At 62.5% G+C, this 15,871-nt stretch carries 14 protein-coding genes; 9 read left to right on the top strand and 5 right to left on the bottom strand.

Annotated features, from left to right (window positions below; translation table 11 throughout):
* The first annotated feature begins 59 nt into the window (after window positions 1-59).
* Genes ACVTFQ_RS20235 through ACVTFQ_RS20215 form a run of 5 tightly spaced genes read left to right on the top strand, consistent with a single transcriptional unit; the run spans window position 60 to window position 4,947 of the window.
* Entirely contained in the window at window positions 60-869 is an 810-nt protein-coding gene (locus tag ACVTFQ_RS20235) for an ABC transporter ATP-binding protein (protein ID WP_112436596.1), read from the top strand.
* On the top strand, window positions 866-1,606 hold the full coding sequence (locus ACVTFQ_RS20230; RefSeq protein ID WP_112436597.1) for an ABC transporter ATP-binding protein: 741 nt from the start codon (window positions 866-868) through the stop codon (window positions 1,604-1,606). The genes ACVTFQ_RS20235 and ACVTFQ_RS20230 overlap by 4 nt, the downstream gene beginning before the upstream one ends.
* The gene (locus ACVTFQ_RS20225; RefSeq protein WP_112436598.1) at window positions 1,603-2,514 is read left to right on the top strand and encodes a branched-chain amino acid ABC transporter permease; all 912 of its coding nucleotides are present in this window, start codon (window positions 1,603-1,605) and stop codon (window positions 2,512-2,514) included. Before ACVTFQ_RS20230 ends, ACVTFQ_RS20225 begins: the two co-directional genes overlap by 4 nt.
* Complete coding sequence (locus ACVTFQ_RS20220; protein ID WP_112436599.1) at window positions 2,511-3,482, top strand: branched-chain amino acid ABC transporter permease; 972 nt, start codon at window positions 2,511-2,513, stop codon at window positions 3,480-3,482. The genes ACVTFQ_RS20225 and ACVTFQ_RS20220 overlap by 4 nt, the downstream gene beginning before the upstream one ends.
* 4 nt (window positions 3,483-3,486) lie before the next feature.
* Entirely contained in the window at window positions 3,487-4,947 is a 1,461-nt protein-coding gene (locus ACVTFQ_RS20215; RefSeq protein ID WP_470423988.1) for an aldo/keto reductase, read from the top strand.
* 60 nt (window positions 4,948-5,007) lie between these two features.
* Here the strand turns inward: ACVTFQ_RS20215 and ACVTFQ_RS20210 are convergent, their stop codons facing one another.
* Window positions 5,008-5,535 (bottom strand): hypothetical protein, encoded by a 528-nt coding sequence (locus ACVTFQ_RS20210; protein WP_413391212.1) that lies wholly within the window; start codon window positions 5,533-5,535, stop codon window positions 5,008-5,010.
* A gap of 162 nt (window positions 5,536-5,697) precedes the next feature.
* Window positions 5,698-5,955 carry a YMGG-like glycine zipper-containing protein gene (locus ACVTFQ_RS20205; protein ID WP_111560741.1) on the bottom strand — a complete coding sequence of 86 codons (258 nt, stop codon included), beginning with the start codon at window positions 5,953-5,955 and terminating at the stop codon, window positions 5,698-5,700.
* A gap of 189 nt (window positions 5,956-6,144) precedes the next feature.
* On the opposite strand from ACVTFQ_RS20205, the gene ACVTFQ_RS20200 reads away from it, so the two are divergent.
* A complete protein-coding gene (locus ACVTFQ_RS20200; RefSeq protein WP_112436602.1) occupies window positions 6,145-7,680 on the top strand; it encodes a phospholipase D-like domain-containing protein in 1,536 nt (511 codons plus the stop codon).
* Here ACVTFQ_RS20200 and ACVTFQ_RS20195 read toward each other — a convergent pair.
* On the bottom strand, window positions 7,630-8,601 hold the full coding sequence (locus tag ACVTFQ_RS20195; RefSeq protein ID WP_112436636.1) for a lysylphosphatidylglycerol synthase domain-containing protein: 972 nt from the start codon (window positions 8,599-8,601) through the stop codon (window positions 7,630-7,632). The genes ACVTFQ_RS20200 and ACVTFQ_RS20195 overlap by 51 nt on opposite strands.
* Before the next feature lie 45 nt (window positions 8,602-8,646).
* Here ACVTFQ_RS20195 and ACVTFQ_RS20190 point away from each other — a divergent pair, with 45 nt between their 5' ends.
* The 3 genes from ACVTFQ_RS20190 (at window position 8,647) to treZ (ending at window position 13,865) form a co-directional block, all read left to right on the top strand.
* Window positions 8,647-9,423: an endonuclease/exonuclease/phosphatase family protein gene (locus ACVTFQ_RS20190; RefSeq protein ID WP_413391215.1), complete on the top strand. Its 777-nt coding sequence runs from the start codon at window positions 8,647-8,649 to the stop codon at window positions 9,421-9,423.
* Window positions 9,424-9,501: 78 nt separating this feature from the next.
* Window positions 9,502-11,967 (top strand): malto-oligosyltrehalose synthase, encoded by a 2,466-nt coding sequence (treY, locus tag ACVTFQ_RS20185; RefSeq protein WP_112988775.1) that lies wholly within the window; start codon window positions 9,502-9,504, stop codon window positions 11,965-11,967.
* A 113-nt stretch (window positions 11,968-12,080) separates the two neighbouring features.
* Window positions 12,081-13,865 carry a malto-oligosyltrehalose trehalohydrolase gene (treZ, locus tag ACVTFQ_RS20180; RefSeq protein WP_112436604.1) on the top strand — a complete coding sequence of 595 codons (1,785 nt, stop codon included), beginning with the start codon at window positions 12,081-12,083 and terminating at the stop codon, window positions 13,863-13,865.
* Window positions 13,866-13,908: 43 nt separating this feature from the next.
* Here treZ and ACVTFQ_RS20175 read toward each other — a convergent pair whose 3' ends face one another.
* Window positions 13,909-14,967 (bottom strand): DNA topoisomerase IB, encoded by a 1,059-nt coding sequence (locus ACVTFQ_RS20175; protein WP_112436605.1) that lies wholly within the window; start codon window positions 14,965-14,967, stop codon window positions 13,909-13,911.
* A gap of 358 nt (window positions 14,968-15,325) precedes the next feature.
* A complete protein-coding gene (locus ACVTFQ_RS20170; RefSeq protein WP_413391220.1) occupies window positions 15,326-15,862 on the bottom strand; it encodes a hypothetical protein in 537 nt (178 codons plus the stop codon).
* Window positions 15,863-15,871: the final 9 nt, after the last annotated feature.

Here is a 15,871-nt window from a genome sequence, read left to right as displayed (position 1 = left end):
CACCATGGGGTGAAGTTTGATCAAACATCACCAATCAAATCAAGAGACTTCTTTCCTCCATGCCTTTGCCAGTGCCAGACGCCCCACCGAAAGCGGCAGAACCCGCCAGAGCCGTGATCGACGCGCGCGAGCTGGTGAAGTCGTTTCAGGGCAACATGGCCGTCGGCGGCATCTCGCTCCGGCTCAGCGAAGGCGAGATGGTTGGCCTCATCGGCCCGAACGGCGCCGGCAAGACGACGCTGTTCAACCTGATCGCCGGCAGTCTCAAGCCGACATCTGGCGAGATCTGGATCGGTGGACGAGAGGTATCGCAAGAGAGCCCGGAACAGAGAATTGGCCGCGGCGTCGGACGCACCTTCCAGATCCCGAAGCCCTTTCTCGAGATGACCGTGCTCGAAAATGTGCTCGTCGGCGCTCAGGCGCAGGACGGCGAGCGGCTGTTTGCCAACTTCCTGCGCTTCGGCCATGTCAGACAGCAGGAACGATTGGCGATCGAGAAGGCGCGCGCGCTGCTGGAATTCGTCACCTTGTCGGGCCTCGAAGGGCAGCCGGCCAAGGTTCTCTCAGGCGGACAGCGCAAGCTGCTCGAACTCGCACGCATCCTGATGGCCGATCCCCAAGCAATCCTGCTCGACGAGCCGGCGGCGGGCGTCAACCCGGCGCTCTTGGAAACGATCATGGAACGCGTGCTTGATCTCAATGCACAGGGCAAGTCGATCCTGCTAATCGAACACAATATGGATATGGTGTCGCGGCTGTGCACCCGCGTCGTCGCCATGGCCCTCGGCAAGCCGCTGGCCGAGGGCACGCCTGCCGACGTCGCCTCCAATCCCGATGTCATCGAAGCCTATCTCGGAGCGGCCGCATGACCGCGTCGGCCCTTCAAGCCCGTGCGCTCGTCGCCGGATACGAACCTGACCTGCCGATCGTGCGCGGCGTCGATCTCTCGGTGGAGCCCGGAGAGCTGCTGGTCCTGCTCGGGCCGAACGGGGCCGGAAAATCGACCTTCGTCAAGGCGATCGCAGGCGTCGTGCCGATCCACTCGGGAAGCGTCATGCTCGGCGAGCGGGAAATCACCCGCGTCGCGTCTCACCGCAAGATCGCCGAAGGCCTAGCCTTCGTGCCGCAGACAGAAAACATCTTCGCGACGCTGACCATCCACGAAAACCTGCAGCTTGCCGCAGCCGTCCTGCCGAAGGCGCAGCGGTCAGACAGGATCGCCGCGCTCTATCGTCGTTTCCCCGATCTCGCCAGTAAGCCCTCGCGCCTGGCCGGCGCGTTATCGGGTGGACAGCGGCAAATGCTGGCGGTCGCCCGCGCGCTGATCGTCGATCCCTCCGTGCTCATCCTTGACGAACCCTCGGCCGGTCTTTCGCCGAAGATCGTCGGCGAAGTGTTTTCGATGCTGAAGGAGATCAACGCCGGCGGCGTCACCGTCATTCTCGTCGAGCAGAACGTCAAGGCGGCGCTGGCGATCGCCAGCCGCGCCGTCATTCTTGTCGAAGGCAGGATCAGGCACGAGGGCGAGGCCTCTTCGCTGCTCGGCGACCCACTGATCGCCAAGCTCTATCTCGGCACCACCAAGCAGGCGTCGGAGGCACCATGAACCCGCAATTTCTCATGGACGGGCTGGTCGCCGGCGCAATGATCGGCCTTGGCGCCATCGGCGTGACGCTCACCTATTCGATCCTGCGCTTCGCCAATTTCGCGCATGGCGAGATGCTTTCCTGGGGTGCCTATCTGGCACTCGCCGTCAGCGGCGGCCTCGGCCTCCTCTCGACGTCGCTGACCAAGCCGATTGGCCCCTTCTCCTTCGGCTGGTCTTTGCCGCTTGCGGCCGTTGTCGCGATCCTGCTCACGGGTCTGCTGGCGCTCGCCGTCGATGCGGTTCTGTTCGGGCGCCTGCGGGCGCGCGGCGGCGCGATCATCATCCTCGTCATGGCGAGCTTCGGCGCCTCGCTTGCGCTTCGCAGCCTGCTCGAATTCATCTTCACCTCCAAGCCCGCCTATTACACCAAGGCGCTGCAGATCGCCGTGAAGATCGGCGGCGGACTGCGCGCCACGCCCGACCAGCTCCTGTCGCTTGGCCTGTCATTGGTCGCGGTCTTCGCCATCCACCTGCTGATGACCCGCACCGATATCGGCCGCTCGATGCGCGCCGTCAGCGAAAATCCGGCTCTCGCGGGTATTGCCGGCGTGGATGTGCGCCGCGTGATCCGCGTCGTCTGGTTCGTCGGCGCCGCCCTTGCCTGCATCGCCGGCATCATGACCGGCCTTCTCGTGCAGATCCGCCCCTATCTCGGCCATGACCTGCTGCTGCCGCTGTTTGCAGCCGCGATCCTCGGCGGGATCGGCAGCGTTCCCGGCGCGATGATCGCGGGGTTGATCGTCGGCCTATCGGAGGCGGCGGCCGTGCAGATCGTCGGCGCCGAGTGGCGGGCGGCTGTTTCCTTCGTGATCCTGGTGGCAGTCTTGCTTCTTCGCCCGCGCGGCCTGTTCGGGAGAGCAGCATGAGCCTTGATCTGATCGCCTACGCCGCCTTCTTCCTCACCATGGCGCTGACCTATGCCATCATGTGCCTCGGGCTCAACGTGCAATGGGGCCAGACCGGCCTGTTCAACGTCGGCATCGCCGCTTTCGTCGCGATCGGCGCTTACGTATCGGCGCTTTTGACGACGCCGGATGCGCCCGGCCGCTTCGGCGGCTTCGACATGCCGATCGCCGTCGGCTGGGTCGGCGGCGCCCTGCTCGCGGGGCTCGCCGCCTGGCTGGTCGGCGCGCTGACCATTCGGCTGCGCTCCGATTACCTCGCCATCGCCACCTTCGGCGTTGCGGTCACGGTGCAACTCTGCGTGCTCAACCTGCAGCCGCTGACGGGTGGCGCCTTCGGCATCGGCTTCATTCCGCGCCCGTTCGGGAACCTTGCCGCCGATCCGCTGGCGTTTTCCCTTTCCAATCTCGCGCTGATGGCCGCTGTCGTGCTGGCGCTCTATCTGGCGCTCCAACATCTCGCCAAGAGCCCTTGGGGCCGTGTGCTGCGCGCGATCCGCGAGGATGAGAGCGCCGCGCAGGCGCTCGGCAAGCGGCCAATCCGCTTTCGCCTCCAGGCCTTCACCATAGGCGGCGCCATCATGGGGCTGGCCGGCGCCGCGCAAGGACATTTCATCGGCTTCATCGCGCCCGACAACTATCTGCCGATCCTGACCTTCCAGGTCTGGGCGATGCTGATCGTCGGCGGCTCCGGCAACAATCGCGGCGCCATTCTCGGCGCAGTGCTGGTCTGGGGTCTGTGGGCGCTGTCGGCCGCGGCCGTCTCCGCCTTCGTACCACCGGAACAGCAGGCGCGCGCGGCATCGCTGCAGATCGTCATGATCGGCGTCGGGCTCTGCCTCATCCTGCTCCTGCGCCCCCGGGGCATTCTCGGCGCTTCCAACGCGCTGGCCTCGCTCACCGGCAAGCGCAAACAGACATCCAGGGAATAGAAACATGTCGACCACGCCACCACGCACAGCACTCACCAAGAATCTCTCCATCAGCCGCATCGTCTGCGGTCTCTGGCAGGTTGCCGACATCGAGAAGAACGGCACAGTGATCGATCCCGACAAGGGCGCCGATGTGCTGCAGGCCTATGCGCGTGATGGCTTCGACACGTTCGACATGGCCGATCACTACGGCTCGGCGGAACTGATCACGGGCCGACTGCTCTCGCGCTATCAGAATGGCCAGCGACCTGTCGCCTTCACCAAATGGTGCCCGGAGCCGGGACCGATGACGACTGATGTCGTGCGCCGCGGTGTCGAGGAGCGGCTTACGCGGCTTGGTGTCGACAAGGTGGATCTCCTGCAATTCCACTGGTGGAGTTTCGAGCATCCGGCATGGCTCGATGCCCTACACGAAATGCAGCGCCTGCGCGAGGAAGGCCTGATCGGCGCGCTCGGCCTCACCAATTTCGATGCCGGACATCTGGCACTGGCGCTTGCCGACGGCATCGAGATCGCCAGCAATCAGGTCTCGTTCTCGCTGATCGACCGCCGCGCGGCAGGTGCGCTCTCGAAGCTCTGCGCCCAAAGCGGCGTCAAGCTTCTCGCCTATGGGACGCTCTGCGGCGGATTTCTCTCCGAGAAGTGGCTGGGCCAGCCCGAGCCGACATCGATCGCGGACTGGAGCCGCTCGAAATACAAGCGCTTCATCGACACCGCCGGCAGCTGGGAAGCCTTTCAGGGCATTCTCAGCGCCGCCCAAACCATCGCGACCAAGCATGGCGTGTCGATCTCAAACGTCGCGAGCCGCTGGGTTCTGGAACACGACGCGGTCGCTGCCACGATCGTCGGCGCACGCATCGGCGAAAACGAGCATCGCGGCGACAATCTGAACGTCTTCTCCTTCGCCCTCGACGAAGAGGATCACGCCGCGCTGAACGCCGCATTCGCCAGGACGCGAGCCATTCCCGGCGACTGCGGCGACGAGTACCGCAAGCCGCCTTTCCTTACCGCATCCGGCGATCTCAGCCACCATCTGGATGCCATTCCGTCGGTCTACACAGCTCAACTCGTGCCCGGCCGTCCGGGCCGTTCGCGCGTCTCATCCGGCAGCATCTGGGAGCCGATCGCCGGCTATAGCCGCGCCGTCAGGGTAGGGGATCGCATTCTCGTTTCCGGCACGACCGCGACGCACGGCACGAACCGCTGCGTAGCACCAGGCGACGCCGGCGCGCAGGCGACCTACATCCTCGACAAGATCGCCGCCTCCATATCGGCGCTCGGCGGCAAGATGGACGACGTCGTCAGGACGCGCATCTATCTGCGCGATGCCAATCAGTGGGAACCGGTGTCGCGCGCGCACGGACGCGTCTTCGCCGAGGTTCTGCCCGCCAACACGCTGATCGAGGCCGGCAATCTGGTTGGCGATTACGAAGTCGAGATCGAGGCGGAAGCGATCTGCGATTGATGGGCTAAAAGCACAGAGGCCCGTCGCAGATGTCCGCGATAGGCCGCTCGTTGTCAGAATTTATGCCGCCGAACCGAGCGCGGGACGGACCAGGCGATCGCCCTCATCCGGCGCCGGCGGCTCGGCCGCGTTCAAGTAGAACCGTGCAGGCGCCGTCAGCGAGAACCAGAGGCACGCGCCAAGCATGAAATAGGCGCTCGCCACATCGTCGACGGGCTTGGCGAGAGGCAGAACCAACGCGCCGACGAGAACCGCAAGCCTGAGTGCCCATTCGTTTTCCCGTTTCTGCAAGGCGACCGCGCGCAGGGCCTTGTAGTCTTTCAAGTCATAGTCGGCCGACGCCGCGCTCGCCTTGTATAGCTTCAGCACTGATGGCAGCGCGAGCATGACGAGGGCAGCCTCGCTCAGCCACAGCGCTTCGCCTCCCAAGCATTGCATGGCTGCGATCAACAGAAACGCGATGGAGAGAAGGTTCCAGACCGGCTCGAGGAGATCAGGTCGCTGGCCGGTATGGCCGTGCCAGAGTTTCATGACCGTTGCGGCGCCCTGCAGCAGCGGTTCATCAATATAACGATTTATCCAGTTCATGCGCTCGCCCAAGACGCGTTGCCGACGATTTCTCATCAGCAAAAGATTTGGTCGGCATCATGGCGCGAGCGGAATGTTTGCGCCGATTGCACAAAATTCGACGCACGCGATGTCGGCAGGCATCACGCACGTCGAGAATTCAAATCTATCCGGCTCAGCCGGTTATCGGCAACGCGCCTCATAGGTGCGGCCATAGCGGTCGCGATAGACGCAGTAGCCGCGACGTTCCTGCGACTGGCCGATCAAGGCACCAACAGCACCACCGGCGACAGCGCCTACGGCCGCGCCGCCCCAGCTATTGGTGGCCACGCCGCCAATGACAGCGCCGGTCCCCGCACCGATCGCCGTGCCTTGTTCGGTCGCGGTGCACGATGCAAGACTGCCCGCCACCGCGGTTACCAACAGAATAGCTCTGATCATGATTTTACTCCTCGGCTCATCCTTTACCGTGAAGTAAACAATTGAAATGGCTTTTCGTTCCGCAATTGTTTTCGCGCGACGCCCGATGGGCCGGCATCCCCCGGAAAATGCGGTGCACCTCGACGGAACAAGTCACGCCTTCGAGCGTTACGGCCACGTCAAATACCAAGCGGGGCGCCGGACAGCAGAATGACAGAATTTCAACCCATCGCCGATCGACTGAAGGCGTCCAAGGCAACCGAGTTCCTGAAACGCGCAACCCGCAAGACAGAAGCTTCTCTTCCCGTTTTGCCCGACGGCATCATTCGCCAGAGACGAAACGCCTGGCAGGTCGGCCAGGTCGAGAAGGCCGCCTTCCTGATCGATGGCGCCGCCTATTTTCTGGCGCTCGACCAGGCGCTTCGCAAGGCGGTGCATACGATCTGGATCGTCGGCTGGGACTTCAACCCGGATATCAGGCTCAGACCGCATCAAAGCTCCGAGACGCTGGGTGAGCTTCTCCTGTCGCTCGCCGATGAGAAACCGGACCTTTGTATCCGCATACTGGTATGGGGCATGGGGCCGATCTATTCCGGCAAATCGCTGCGCCTCTTCCGCGAGAGCGAATTTTCCGCTCACCCGCAGATCAGCATGCGCTTCGATCTCCGCCACCCGATCCGCGGCTGTCATCACCAGAAGCTCGTCTCGATCGACGACAGCCTTGCCTTCCTCGGCGGCATCGATCTGACCGCCAGACGGTGGGACGAGCCGGACCACAAGATGAGCAATACGCTGCGGAAATCGCCGGATGGCATACCATATGACCCGGTACATGACATGCAGTCCATGGTATCGGGCGACGCGGCCCGGTTGATCGGCGATGTTGCCCGCAGACGATGGAAGCGCGCCACGGGCGAACGCCCGGCGCCGGCGCCGGCGGGCGGGGCATCGTGGCCTGCAGGCGTAGCCCCCGACCTTGCGGACGCGACCGCCGCGATCGCGCTGACGGAGCCCGGGTTGATCGGCAAGCGCGGCCACTACGAAGCCTTTCGGCTGACACGCGATGCGATCAAGGCGGCGCGCAGGCTGATTTACATCGAGACGCAGTATCTCGCCTCTTTCGGCGTAGCGCGCACCATCGCCAAGCGGCTGAAGGAGAGCGACGGGCCGGAAATCACCGTGCTCGTCACCAAGAGCTCCCACGGCTTTCTCGAGAAGCTGACGATGGGCAACAACCGGGACAGGCTGATCCGCCGGCTGAAGCGCATCGACCAATATGACCGGTTGCGGGTCATGTATGCCGTGGTGCCCGACAGGCAGGGCGGCGAGAAGGAGCTGGTCATTCACTCCAAGCTGCTGATCGTCGACGACCATTTCATTCGCGTTGGCTCGTCCAACCTGAACAACCGCTCCGAGGGGCTGGATACGGAATGCGATCTGGCGATCGAAGCCTCGACCGCCGCACATCGTGAGGCAATTTCAACGCTGCGTTACCGGCTGCTGGCGGAGCATCTGGAGACGACGCCGGAGACGGTGCGCGAGACCGAGCGCAGCATGCAGTCGCTGAATGCCGCAGTGGACGCGCTGAATGTCGGCAAGCGTGGGCTGAGGCACTTCGCGATCGATGTCTCGAAAGGCGAGACGTCGCCGCTGACGGGCACCACGCTCGTCGACCCGCGACGTCCCTATTGGCCGCTACAGAAGCTGCGCCTGCGCGTCGGACGGCTGGCCGCCGCGATCTTCTGACGCGGCTTTGCCGCGCTTGCGCAGCACCAGCTCGCTGATCGCGAAGACCGGAATGCCGATCAACAGCGGCACAATGAAATAGATCACGCGGAACGCCACAAGCGCGCCGATCGACGTGGCACCCGGCAGGACATGGCTGACGGTTGCCTCAAGCACGCCGAGGCCACCGGGCACATGGGTGACGAGGATGGCAATGTTGGCAAGCACGAAGGCCGTCGCCGTCTGCACGAAGCTGACATCACCCTGGGCCGCCAGCATCTGGTGAAGGCAAGCGGCGACAAAGATAAAGTTCAGCGTACCGATGACGACCTGACCGATCGCAAGCCCGAGACGCGGCATCTCGAAGCGCCACTTCCACAGGCGCAGCGGCGCACGCACGGTAGCGGCGAGAAGGACATAGGCGGCCGGGATGGCGAGGCAGGCCAGGCCCAGCATGAACAGGCCATCGGCGTTCATGGCGAGCAGGTTGGCCGCATCGCTTGGATTGACCAAGAGCGCCAAGCCGGCCAGCACCGATAGCCCGATGCCCACAGTGACGCCGCAAAACAGGATGACCTTCGCCACTTCCTCGGCGCTCAGGCCCCACCGCGCATAGTAGCGATAGCGAACGGCACCACTGCTCAAGGCGGCGACGCCGAGATTATGCCCGATGGAAAGGCCGGTGAAGGAGGCAATCGCCGCTTTCGGATAGCTCAGCGGTTTGCCGGCATAGCGCAACCCCATCCAATCGAAGCCAGTGAGGCATAGATAGGAGAGTGCGGCGAACCCTAGCCCGGAGAGCAAACGTGACATGGGGATTGCGGCGATCGACCGTGTGATCTCGTCGATCGAGTAGCGACTGAAGACCTTGTAAAGGAGATAGGCCGCGAGCAGCAGTCCGAGAACCAGGGTTGCATTGATGAGGACGCGCTTCGCCGACATGAACATTCCATTCCGATTGATCTTTCAGCAATGGAACGAAACAGGATGAAATCGGGTTCCCTCTCGATGAGCGTATCGACAGAGACTTCGCACCGAACTGCAGACCAGGAACTGAAAATCCTTACATACAATGTGCACAGCTGCATCGGCACCGACCGGCAGCTCGACCCCAACAGGGTCGCCGACGTGATCGCGCAATCGGGCGCCGACATCATCGCGCTTCAGGAGCTCGATGTCGGCCGCAAGCGCACCGGTGGTATCGATCAGGCGCAGATGATCGCAACGCTTCTGAAGATGGAGGCCCATTTTCACCCGGCGCTGCATGTACAGGAAGAGAAATACGGCGATGCCATCCTGACCGCCCTTCCGGCACGACTTATGAAGGCCGGTCCCCTGCCCTCGGTCGGCGAGACACGGGGGGCGATCTGGACGCAGGTGGATGCCGGTGGACGGAACCTCAATGTGCTCAACACCCATCTCGGCCTGCGCAACATCGACCGCATAAAGCAGGTGCGGACGCTGCTCTCGGATGAGTGGATCGGGAACCCGGATTTTCACGCGACACCATCCGTCATCTGTGGCGACCTCAATGCGCGACCGTCATCGCCGGCCTATAGGATGTTGGCCGGGCAGTTTCGTGACGCTCAGCTCAGCGCGGCGGAACGGTCGAGGCCGACTTTTCCGTCCCGCTTCCCGCTGCTGCGGATCGATCACGTGTTTCTATCGCAGGAGTTGAAGGTCAGTACCGCCAGCGTCATCTCCACCCCCTTGGCAAAGCGCGCCTCCGATCATCTGCCGTTGCTGATCACGCTGAAATTCTGACGGCCTCTAAGCCTCATGCAGGGGAACAAAAGACGCGTTGGCGCTGTTGCTGTGTCGCGATCCCACCAGAGGCGACAGATGCACATACCGACATCGACCTACAGGCTGCAATTTCGAGATGGCATGACCTTCGACACTGCCATCGAGTTCATCCCCTATCTGAAATCGCTCGGCATCAGCCATCTCTACGCCTCGCCGATCTTCACGGCCACCTCAGGATCGACGCATGGCTATGACGTCAGCGATTGCAACGAGATCGAGCCGGCGATAGGCGGACGCGAGGGTTTCAAGCGCCTCAGCGCCACCTTGAAAGCCGCCGGCCTCGGCCTGATCCTCGACATCGTGCCGAACCATATGGCGGCCTCGACCGAGAATGCCTGGTGGGCCGATGTTCTCAAATTCGGCGCGGACAGCAAATATGCCGGCCACTTTGATATAGACTGGAGCCAGCGTCTGACGCTGCCGATCCTTGGCAAGAGCTTCGATGAGGCGCTTGCCGATGGAGAGTTCGATTTGCAACGCGATCCGCAAACCGGCGATTGGTCGCTCGCCTATTTCGAGACCCGATTGCCGCTCAACCCGGATAGCACCGCGCGGATATCCGGAGACCTCAAGGATCGGTCGCTGATATCGAGCGTCCACGATCAGCAATCCTGGCGGCTGACCTTCTGGCAGGATGCGGCGCGGACGCTCAGCTATCGGCGCTTCTTCGAAGTCACCGGGCTGGTCGGGCTGCGTGTCGAGGACGAGCAGGTCTTTGCCGACAGCCATGAGCTGGTGCTCGACTTGGTGCGCGCCGGCCATGTGCAGGGGCTGCGGCTCGATCATATAGATGGGCTCGCCGATCCCTCGGCCTATCTCGACCGCCTGCGTGCGGCCGTTGGCCCCGATATCTATATCGTCGCCGAGAAGATCGTCGGACACGGCGAGACACTGCCCGCCGACTGGCCGATCGAGGGCACGACCGGATACGAGTTCATCTCGGCGCTCAGCAATCTCTTCATCGATCCCGATGGCATGCGCGAACTTGGCCATGCCTATGCCAATCTCTCGCCGGATGCGGCCGATTTCGCCGCCGGCCTGCGACAGGCCAAGCTACTGATGATCGAGCGCAACTTCGAAGGCGAGACAAGCCGACTGGTGGCGATCGCGCATTCGCTTCTGGCCGATACGGATGAGCAGCGGCTTGCATCCGCGATCAAGGAGCTGCTCATCGCGTTTCCCTTTTATCGCACCTATGGCCGTGCCGGAAAATTGTCGGACAGCGATCGAAGGCTGATCGAGCAGGCCGTTGACAAAGCCGCTATGCAAACCGGAGACCGCGATGCGCTGGACGCTGTAGCCGGGCTCCTCGATGGCGGCCCTCGTGCAGAAGAATTCCAGCGACGCTTTCAGCAACTGAGCGGACCCATCATGGCGAAGGCCATGGAAGACACGCTGTTTTATCGCCACAACCTGCTGCTCGCCGCCAACGAAGTTGGCGGCGAGCCCGACAGGCCGGCAAGTGGCGTCGATGCATTTCACGCGCTGATGCAGCAAAGAGCAAAACTGCAGCCGCACGGGCTGTCGGCCACTTCTACCCATGACACCAAGCGCGGCGAGGACGCCCGCGCCCGTCTTTACGCGCTCAGCGAAGAGCCGGACGTGTGGAGGCTCGGGGTAGAGTGCTGGCGTGACATGAACCGCAGCCATCTGACAGAGCTGCCGGCGGGTCTGACACCTGACGCCAATGTCGAATGGATGCTCTATCAGGCATTGGCCGGCATATGGCCGGAGGAGTTTCGCGATGGCGCGGCTGCAAACCTGACGGATCGTTTCGTCGCCTATGCCGAAAAGGCGGTGCGAGAGGCGAAGCTTGTGACGGACTGGAACGCGCCGCACGAACAATACGAGGCAGCGATCAAGAGTTACGTGGCGGCGCTCACGGCATCGTCCAACCTGACCTTTCACGAAGACTTCGCCGAAACGCTCCGGCGGGTGATGGCCGCGGGGTATCTGAACAGCCTGTCGCAGACGCTGATCAAGCTCACGGCTCCCGGTGTACCCGACATCTATCAGGGGTCGGAAGCCTGCGACTTCAGCCTCGTCGATCCCGACAACCGGCGGCCGATCGACACCAAGGAGTTGGCGCGCATGCTGGCAACGCGCGAGCCGATTTCGGAGCTCACCGTTCCAGCCCTCAAACAGCGCATTATCAGCATTGGCCTCAACCTGCGCAAACGCCTGCCTGCCCTGTTTGCCGAGGGAGATTATGTGCCTTTGTCGGTGACAGGAATTCGGCGCGACCATGTCATTGCATACGCTCGGTGGCTGGGCGATGCTTTCACCATCACGGTGACACCGCGCATGATGCTGGGGCAGATGGAGCAAGGAAAACTCTATGCCGGTCCCGAATTCTGGGGCGACACCGCCATCATCTTGCCTGCGGAATTACAGGGCCCGAAACATGATCTTCTGACGGAGCGATCGATCGCCGGTGCGGCATCTGTTCCCGTGGCGCAGCTGCTGGGAAGGCAACCAGTTGCTTTGCTGCAGGGCGAGTGACCCGTTCAGCGGCGTGGATAACGCCACCGCGACAAACTGCCTTCCAGCCGCCGCGAACTTTTCGGCCTCGGCTGCGTTGAGTGCTGCCAATCATATTTGTCGAAAGGCTTCACGTGACTGACTTGCAATTCGGACCCGTCATTTCCGACAGGGGTGTCACCTTCCGGCTTTGGGCGCCTCTTCTCGACAACATCCGTCTGAAGCTGGAAGACCACGAGCCGCAACCCATGCATCGCCTTGCGGACGGGTGGCACGAGCTGGAGAGGGCAGGCGTCGGTGCCGGCGCGCTTTACCGGTTTGTTCTGCCCGACGGCTTACAGGTGCCCGATCCGGCCTCACGCTTTCAGCCGCACGACGTGCATGGCTTCAGCGAGGTCGAGGACCTCGCGACCTATGATTGGAAGGAAGAAGCCTGGCGCGGACGCCCATGGGAAGAGACCGTACTCTACGAATTGCATATCGGCACCTTCACCGAGGAGGGCACCTTTCTCGCGGCGATCGGGCGCCTCGATCACCTCGCACCGCTGGGCGTGACGGCGATTCAAATCATGCCGGTTTCCGATTTTCCGGGACGTTACGGCTGGGGCTATGACGGTGTGCTGCCCTATGCGCCCGATAGCAGCTATGGCAGGCCCGAGCATCTGATGGCGCTGGTGGATGCGGCCCACGCGCGCGGGATCTCGGTCTTCCTGGATGTCGTCTACAATCACTTCGGCCCCGATGGCAATTATCTACCGCTCTATGCGCCTGTCTTCACCGACCGGCATAAGACACCCTGGGGAAAGGGTATCGATTACGATGGCGCGATGTCGCGGCCGATGCGCGAATTCGTCATCCAGAATGCCATTTACTGGATCACCGTCTTCAGACTGGACGGGCTGCGGCTGGATGCCGTTCATGCCATCAATGACGGCAGCGAGGAGCATTTGCTGCTGGAACTCGCACGCCGCGTGCGCGCAGCCGCTGCCGCTGCCGATCGCCATGTTCACCTGATCGTCGAGAACGAGGAAAACGACAGCGATCTCCTGAAGCGCACGAGCGATGGCGCAACAACCCTGTTCACCGCCCAATGGAACGACGACATCCACCACACGCTGCATGTCGCCGCCACCGGCGAGCGCTTCGGCTACTACGCCGACTACGCTGAGGATAGCGAAGCGATTGCGCGTTCGCTCGCGGAGGGCTTTGTGTTTCAGGGCCAGCACATGCCCTATCGCGGCGAAAGCAGGGGCAAGAGCACACGCGACTTGCCACCAACGGCTTTCGTCTCCTTCATCCAGAACCATGACCAGATCGGCAACCGCGCGATGGGCGACCGGATCATCGCCGCGCAACCGGTTCATGTCTCGAAAGCAATGGCCGCCGTCTATCTACTCGCACCGCAAATACCGATGTTGTTCATGGGCGAGGAATGGGGTGCGCGGGATGCGTTCCCCTATTTCTGCGACCTCAATGAAGAGCTGAACGAGATGGTGCGAAACGGACGCCGCGAGGAGCTCTCGCGTCTGCCGGGCTTCGACACGGATGACCTGCTGGACCCGACCGCGCCATCGACATTCGAGATGGCCAAACTCGATTGGTCCAATCTCACCGAGCCTGAAAGCGTCGATATGCACGACTTCTACACCTCGCTGCTTGCGATCCGCCACCAGAAGATCGTTCCGCTTCTGGCCGGGATGCGCCGTGGCGAAATCGTCGCCGAATCCGGCTTCACGGCAGTCGCGGTCGATTGGCCATTGGCGAGCGGCGGCCGGTTGTGCCTGCGGGCAAACCTTGGAGACGAGGCGATTGCAATGGACCCGGCCACGGATAAGGCCGAGGCCATCTTCGGCCTTGTCGCGTCATCTGGCAGCAACCTGTCGCCGTGGTCAGTCTACTGGAGCGTTTGCCGCGAGTGATGAAGTTTTGCTGGGCAGTCCATCAACCCGAAAGCGCGTCGGTTCAAGACACCGACTTCAGCCACCCCAGCACACGGGCCTCTTCCGCATCCATCCACTTCAAGAGCCGCTTGCTTCGCGTTGGTCTCGTGCGCAGCAACTGGCCCAATCTGCCGGCCTTGAATTCATCGAACACGGCGGGATGGATATAGGACGAGCGACAGACCGCGCGCGTATTGACGAGCATGGCCGCAATGGCGTCGATCACTTCGTTCATCTGTCGCGCGATTGCGGCCTCGGTGGCGGCGACTTCCAAAGGCGTGAAGGCAGTGACGGCCGCACAGGTCGCGCCCCATGTCCGAAACTGGCGGGAGCTGAACTCGGCGCCCGATACCTCCCGGATGTACTCGTTGACGTCCTGCGACGATATTTGCCGGCGGGTCCCGTCCTCGCAGACATACTGAAACAATTGCTGCCCCGGCAATTCCTGCAGGCTGCGGACAACACGCGCAATGCGCCGGTCCGTATGCACCAGATTCCACTCCTTCCCGGACTTTCCCTTGAAGCGGAATTTGACCTTGGAGCCGTCGATCTTGACGTGCCGCCGCCGCAGGGTCGTCAGGCCGAAAGAACCGTTATCCTCTGCATATGCGGCATTTCCGATGCGGATATAGAGGTTGTCGAGCATCCAGACGATGGTGGCCAAGGCCTTTTCCATCGTCGGCGCGCGGCCCCGCAGATCGGCATCGACACGCTGGCGTATATCCGGCAGGCGTTCTCCGAACTCCAATAATTGGTCGAACTTGGCGCGTGCGCGCTCTAAATGCCATTCCGGATGATAGCGATACTGCCTGCGTCCGCGCGCATCGATGCCGATCGCCTGCAGGTGCGAGAGAGGATTGGGCGATATGCGGACGTCGACATAAGCGGGCGGGATCGCCAGTGCGTTCAGCCGCGCAATTTCCGCGCTATCCGTGATCCTACGCCCATCGGGAGCATAATAGAGAAAGCCATTTTTTCCCGCCTTGCGCGTGATGCCGCTCTCGATATCCGTGGTGTAAACCAGTCGAGACGACGCCAAGGCTGCGACAGTGATTTCCGGTTGATTGATCGCTTGGTCCATGTCGCAGAAACACCGTGACAGAGGATTCAGTTCCCGCCGCAAGTTCAAAGGGTTGGGTGGATTGTCGCCGCTCCTTTCGGGTGATGCATCTGGCCACTATTCGCATTGTTCGATGGCGGCTGAATGCCCGCGGCGGCGATTTTCAAATCGTTATATGCGAAGCAACGCAAACACATCGGCACAGATATTCAAATAAAATCCAGATATAACACTTCCCACTAAGTAATCAAAACGAAGTACAAACCGCTTTTCTGCGTACCACTGATTGCCGTCGTTTCCTGCAACGCGAAAAATGGCACCATGGCCACTCATTTGGGGATGGGTGGCAGATGATTAAAATACGCGGTCGTAATAACAGCTATCTCAGTGCGTTCGGTGGCGCCACGGCAGTGTATACCGCAGCCCAGAACTGGAGCATTGGCGCCGCGCCAACCGCTTCCGATGACACCAGCGGCCAGCCGAGCACAGCGGCCGCGGCTTTCCAAGTGTCAGCAGGTGTTGCCGCGACCAGCACGGCAGCCGTATTCAGTTCTGCCAGCGATGCCGCGTCAACCTCGGTTTCGCAAACCGCAGCGCTGATCGACACCCCCACGACCACGGCCTCGACGACGGAGCCGCGGACGGTCTTGCCGGTCGACGCGGCGCCGATCACCCCTCGCCCGGTAACAGCAAGCACCAGCATCGTTCTTCCGGACAGTAGCACCAGTGCGTCATCGGTCGACGCACCCTCGTCCATTGACGCTGCAACCGCCGCCGTTTCAGCGACCCTGCGGGTCGCTTCGGCGGCAGCGGCATCGACGGCCGTGGCGTCGGCGGAGAGCGCGAGCGAGCCCAGCGCGACGGCAACCGCGCTGGTAGCGCCGGCGGCCGCAGCGGTTGCCGCCACTCCGAACAAGATCGCCCT

This window comes from Rhizobium sp. O111 (assembly GCF_055616315.1).
Note: the sequence above shows the minus strand (reverse complement) of the source record. Positions and strands in the feature narration are given on the sequence as shown.

Excerpts from the sequence above, each read along its gene's own strand:
- ACVTFQ_RS20235 (WP_112436596.1), top strand. The coding sequence starts at position 60 with ATGCCTTTGCCAGTGCCAGACGCCCCACCGAAAGCGGCAGAACCCGCC.
- ACVTFQ_RS20230 (WP_112436597.1), top strand. The coding sequence starts at position 866 with ATGACCGCGTCGGCCCTTCAAGCCCGTGCGCTCGTCGCCGGATACGAA.
- ACVTFQ_RS20225 (WP_112436598.1), top strand. The coding sequence starts at position 1,603 with ATGAACCCGCAATTTCTCATGGACGGGCTGGTCGCCGGCGCAATGATC.
- ACVTFQ_RS20220 (WP_112436599.1), top strand. The coding sequence starts at position 2,511 with ATGAGCCTTGATCTGATCGCCTACGCCGCCTTCTTCCTCACCATGGCG.
- ACVTFQ_RS20215 (WP_470423988.1), top strand. The coding sequence starts at position 3,487 with ATGTCGACCACGCCACCACGCACAGCACTCACCAAGAATCTCTCCATC.
- ACVTFQ_RS20210 (WP_413391212.1), bottom strand. The coding sequence starts at position 5,535 with ATGAACTGGATAAATCGTTATATTGATGAACCGCTGCTGCAGGGCGCC.
- ACVTFQ_RS20205 (WP_111560741.1), bottom strand. The coding sequence starts at position 5,955 with ATGATCAGAGCTATTCTGTTGGTAACCGCGGTGGCGGGCAGTCTTGCA.
- ACVTFQ_RS20200 (WP_112436602.1), top strand. The coding sequence starts at position 6,145 with ATGACAGAATTTCAACCCATCGCCGATCGACTGAAGGCGTCCAAGGCA.
- ACVTFQ_RS20195 (WP_112436636.1), bottom strand. The coding sequence starts at position 8,601 with ATGTCGGCGAAGCGCGTCCTCATCAATGCAACCCTGGTTCTCGGACTG.
- ACVTFQ_RS20190 (WP_413391215.1), top strand. The coding sequence starts at position 8,647 with ATGAAATCGGGTTCCCTCTCGATGAGCGTATCGACAGAGACTTCGCAC.
- treY (WP_112988775.1), top strand. The coding sequence starts at position 9,502 with ATGCACATACCGACATCGACCTACAGGCTGCAATTTCGAGATGGCATG.
- ACVTFQ_RS20175 (WP_112436605.1), bottom strand. The coding sequence starts at position 14,967 with ATGGACCAAGCGATCAATCAACCGGAAATCACTGTCGCAGCCTTGGCG.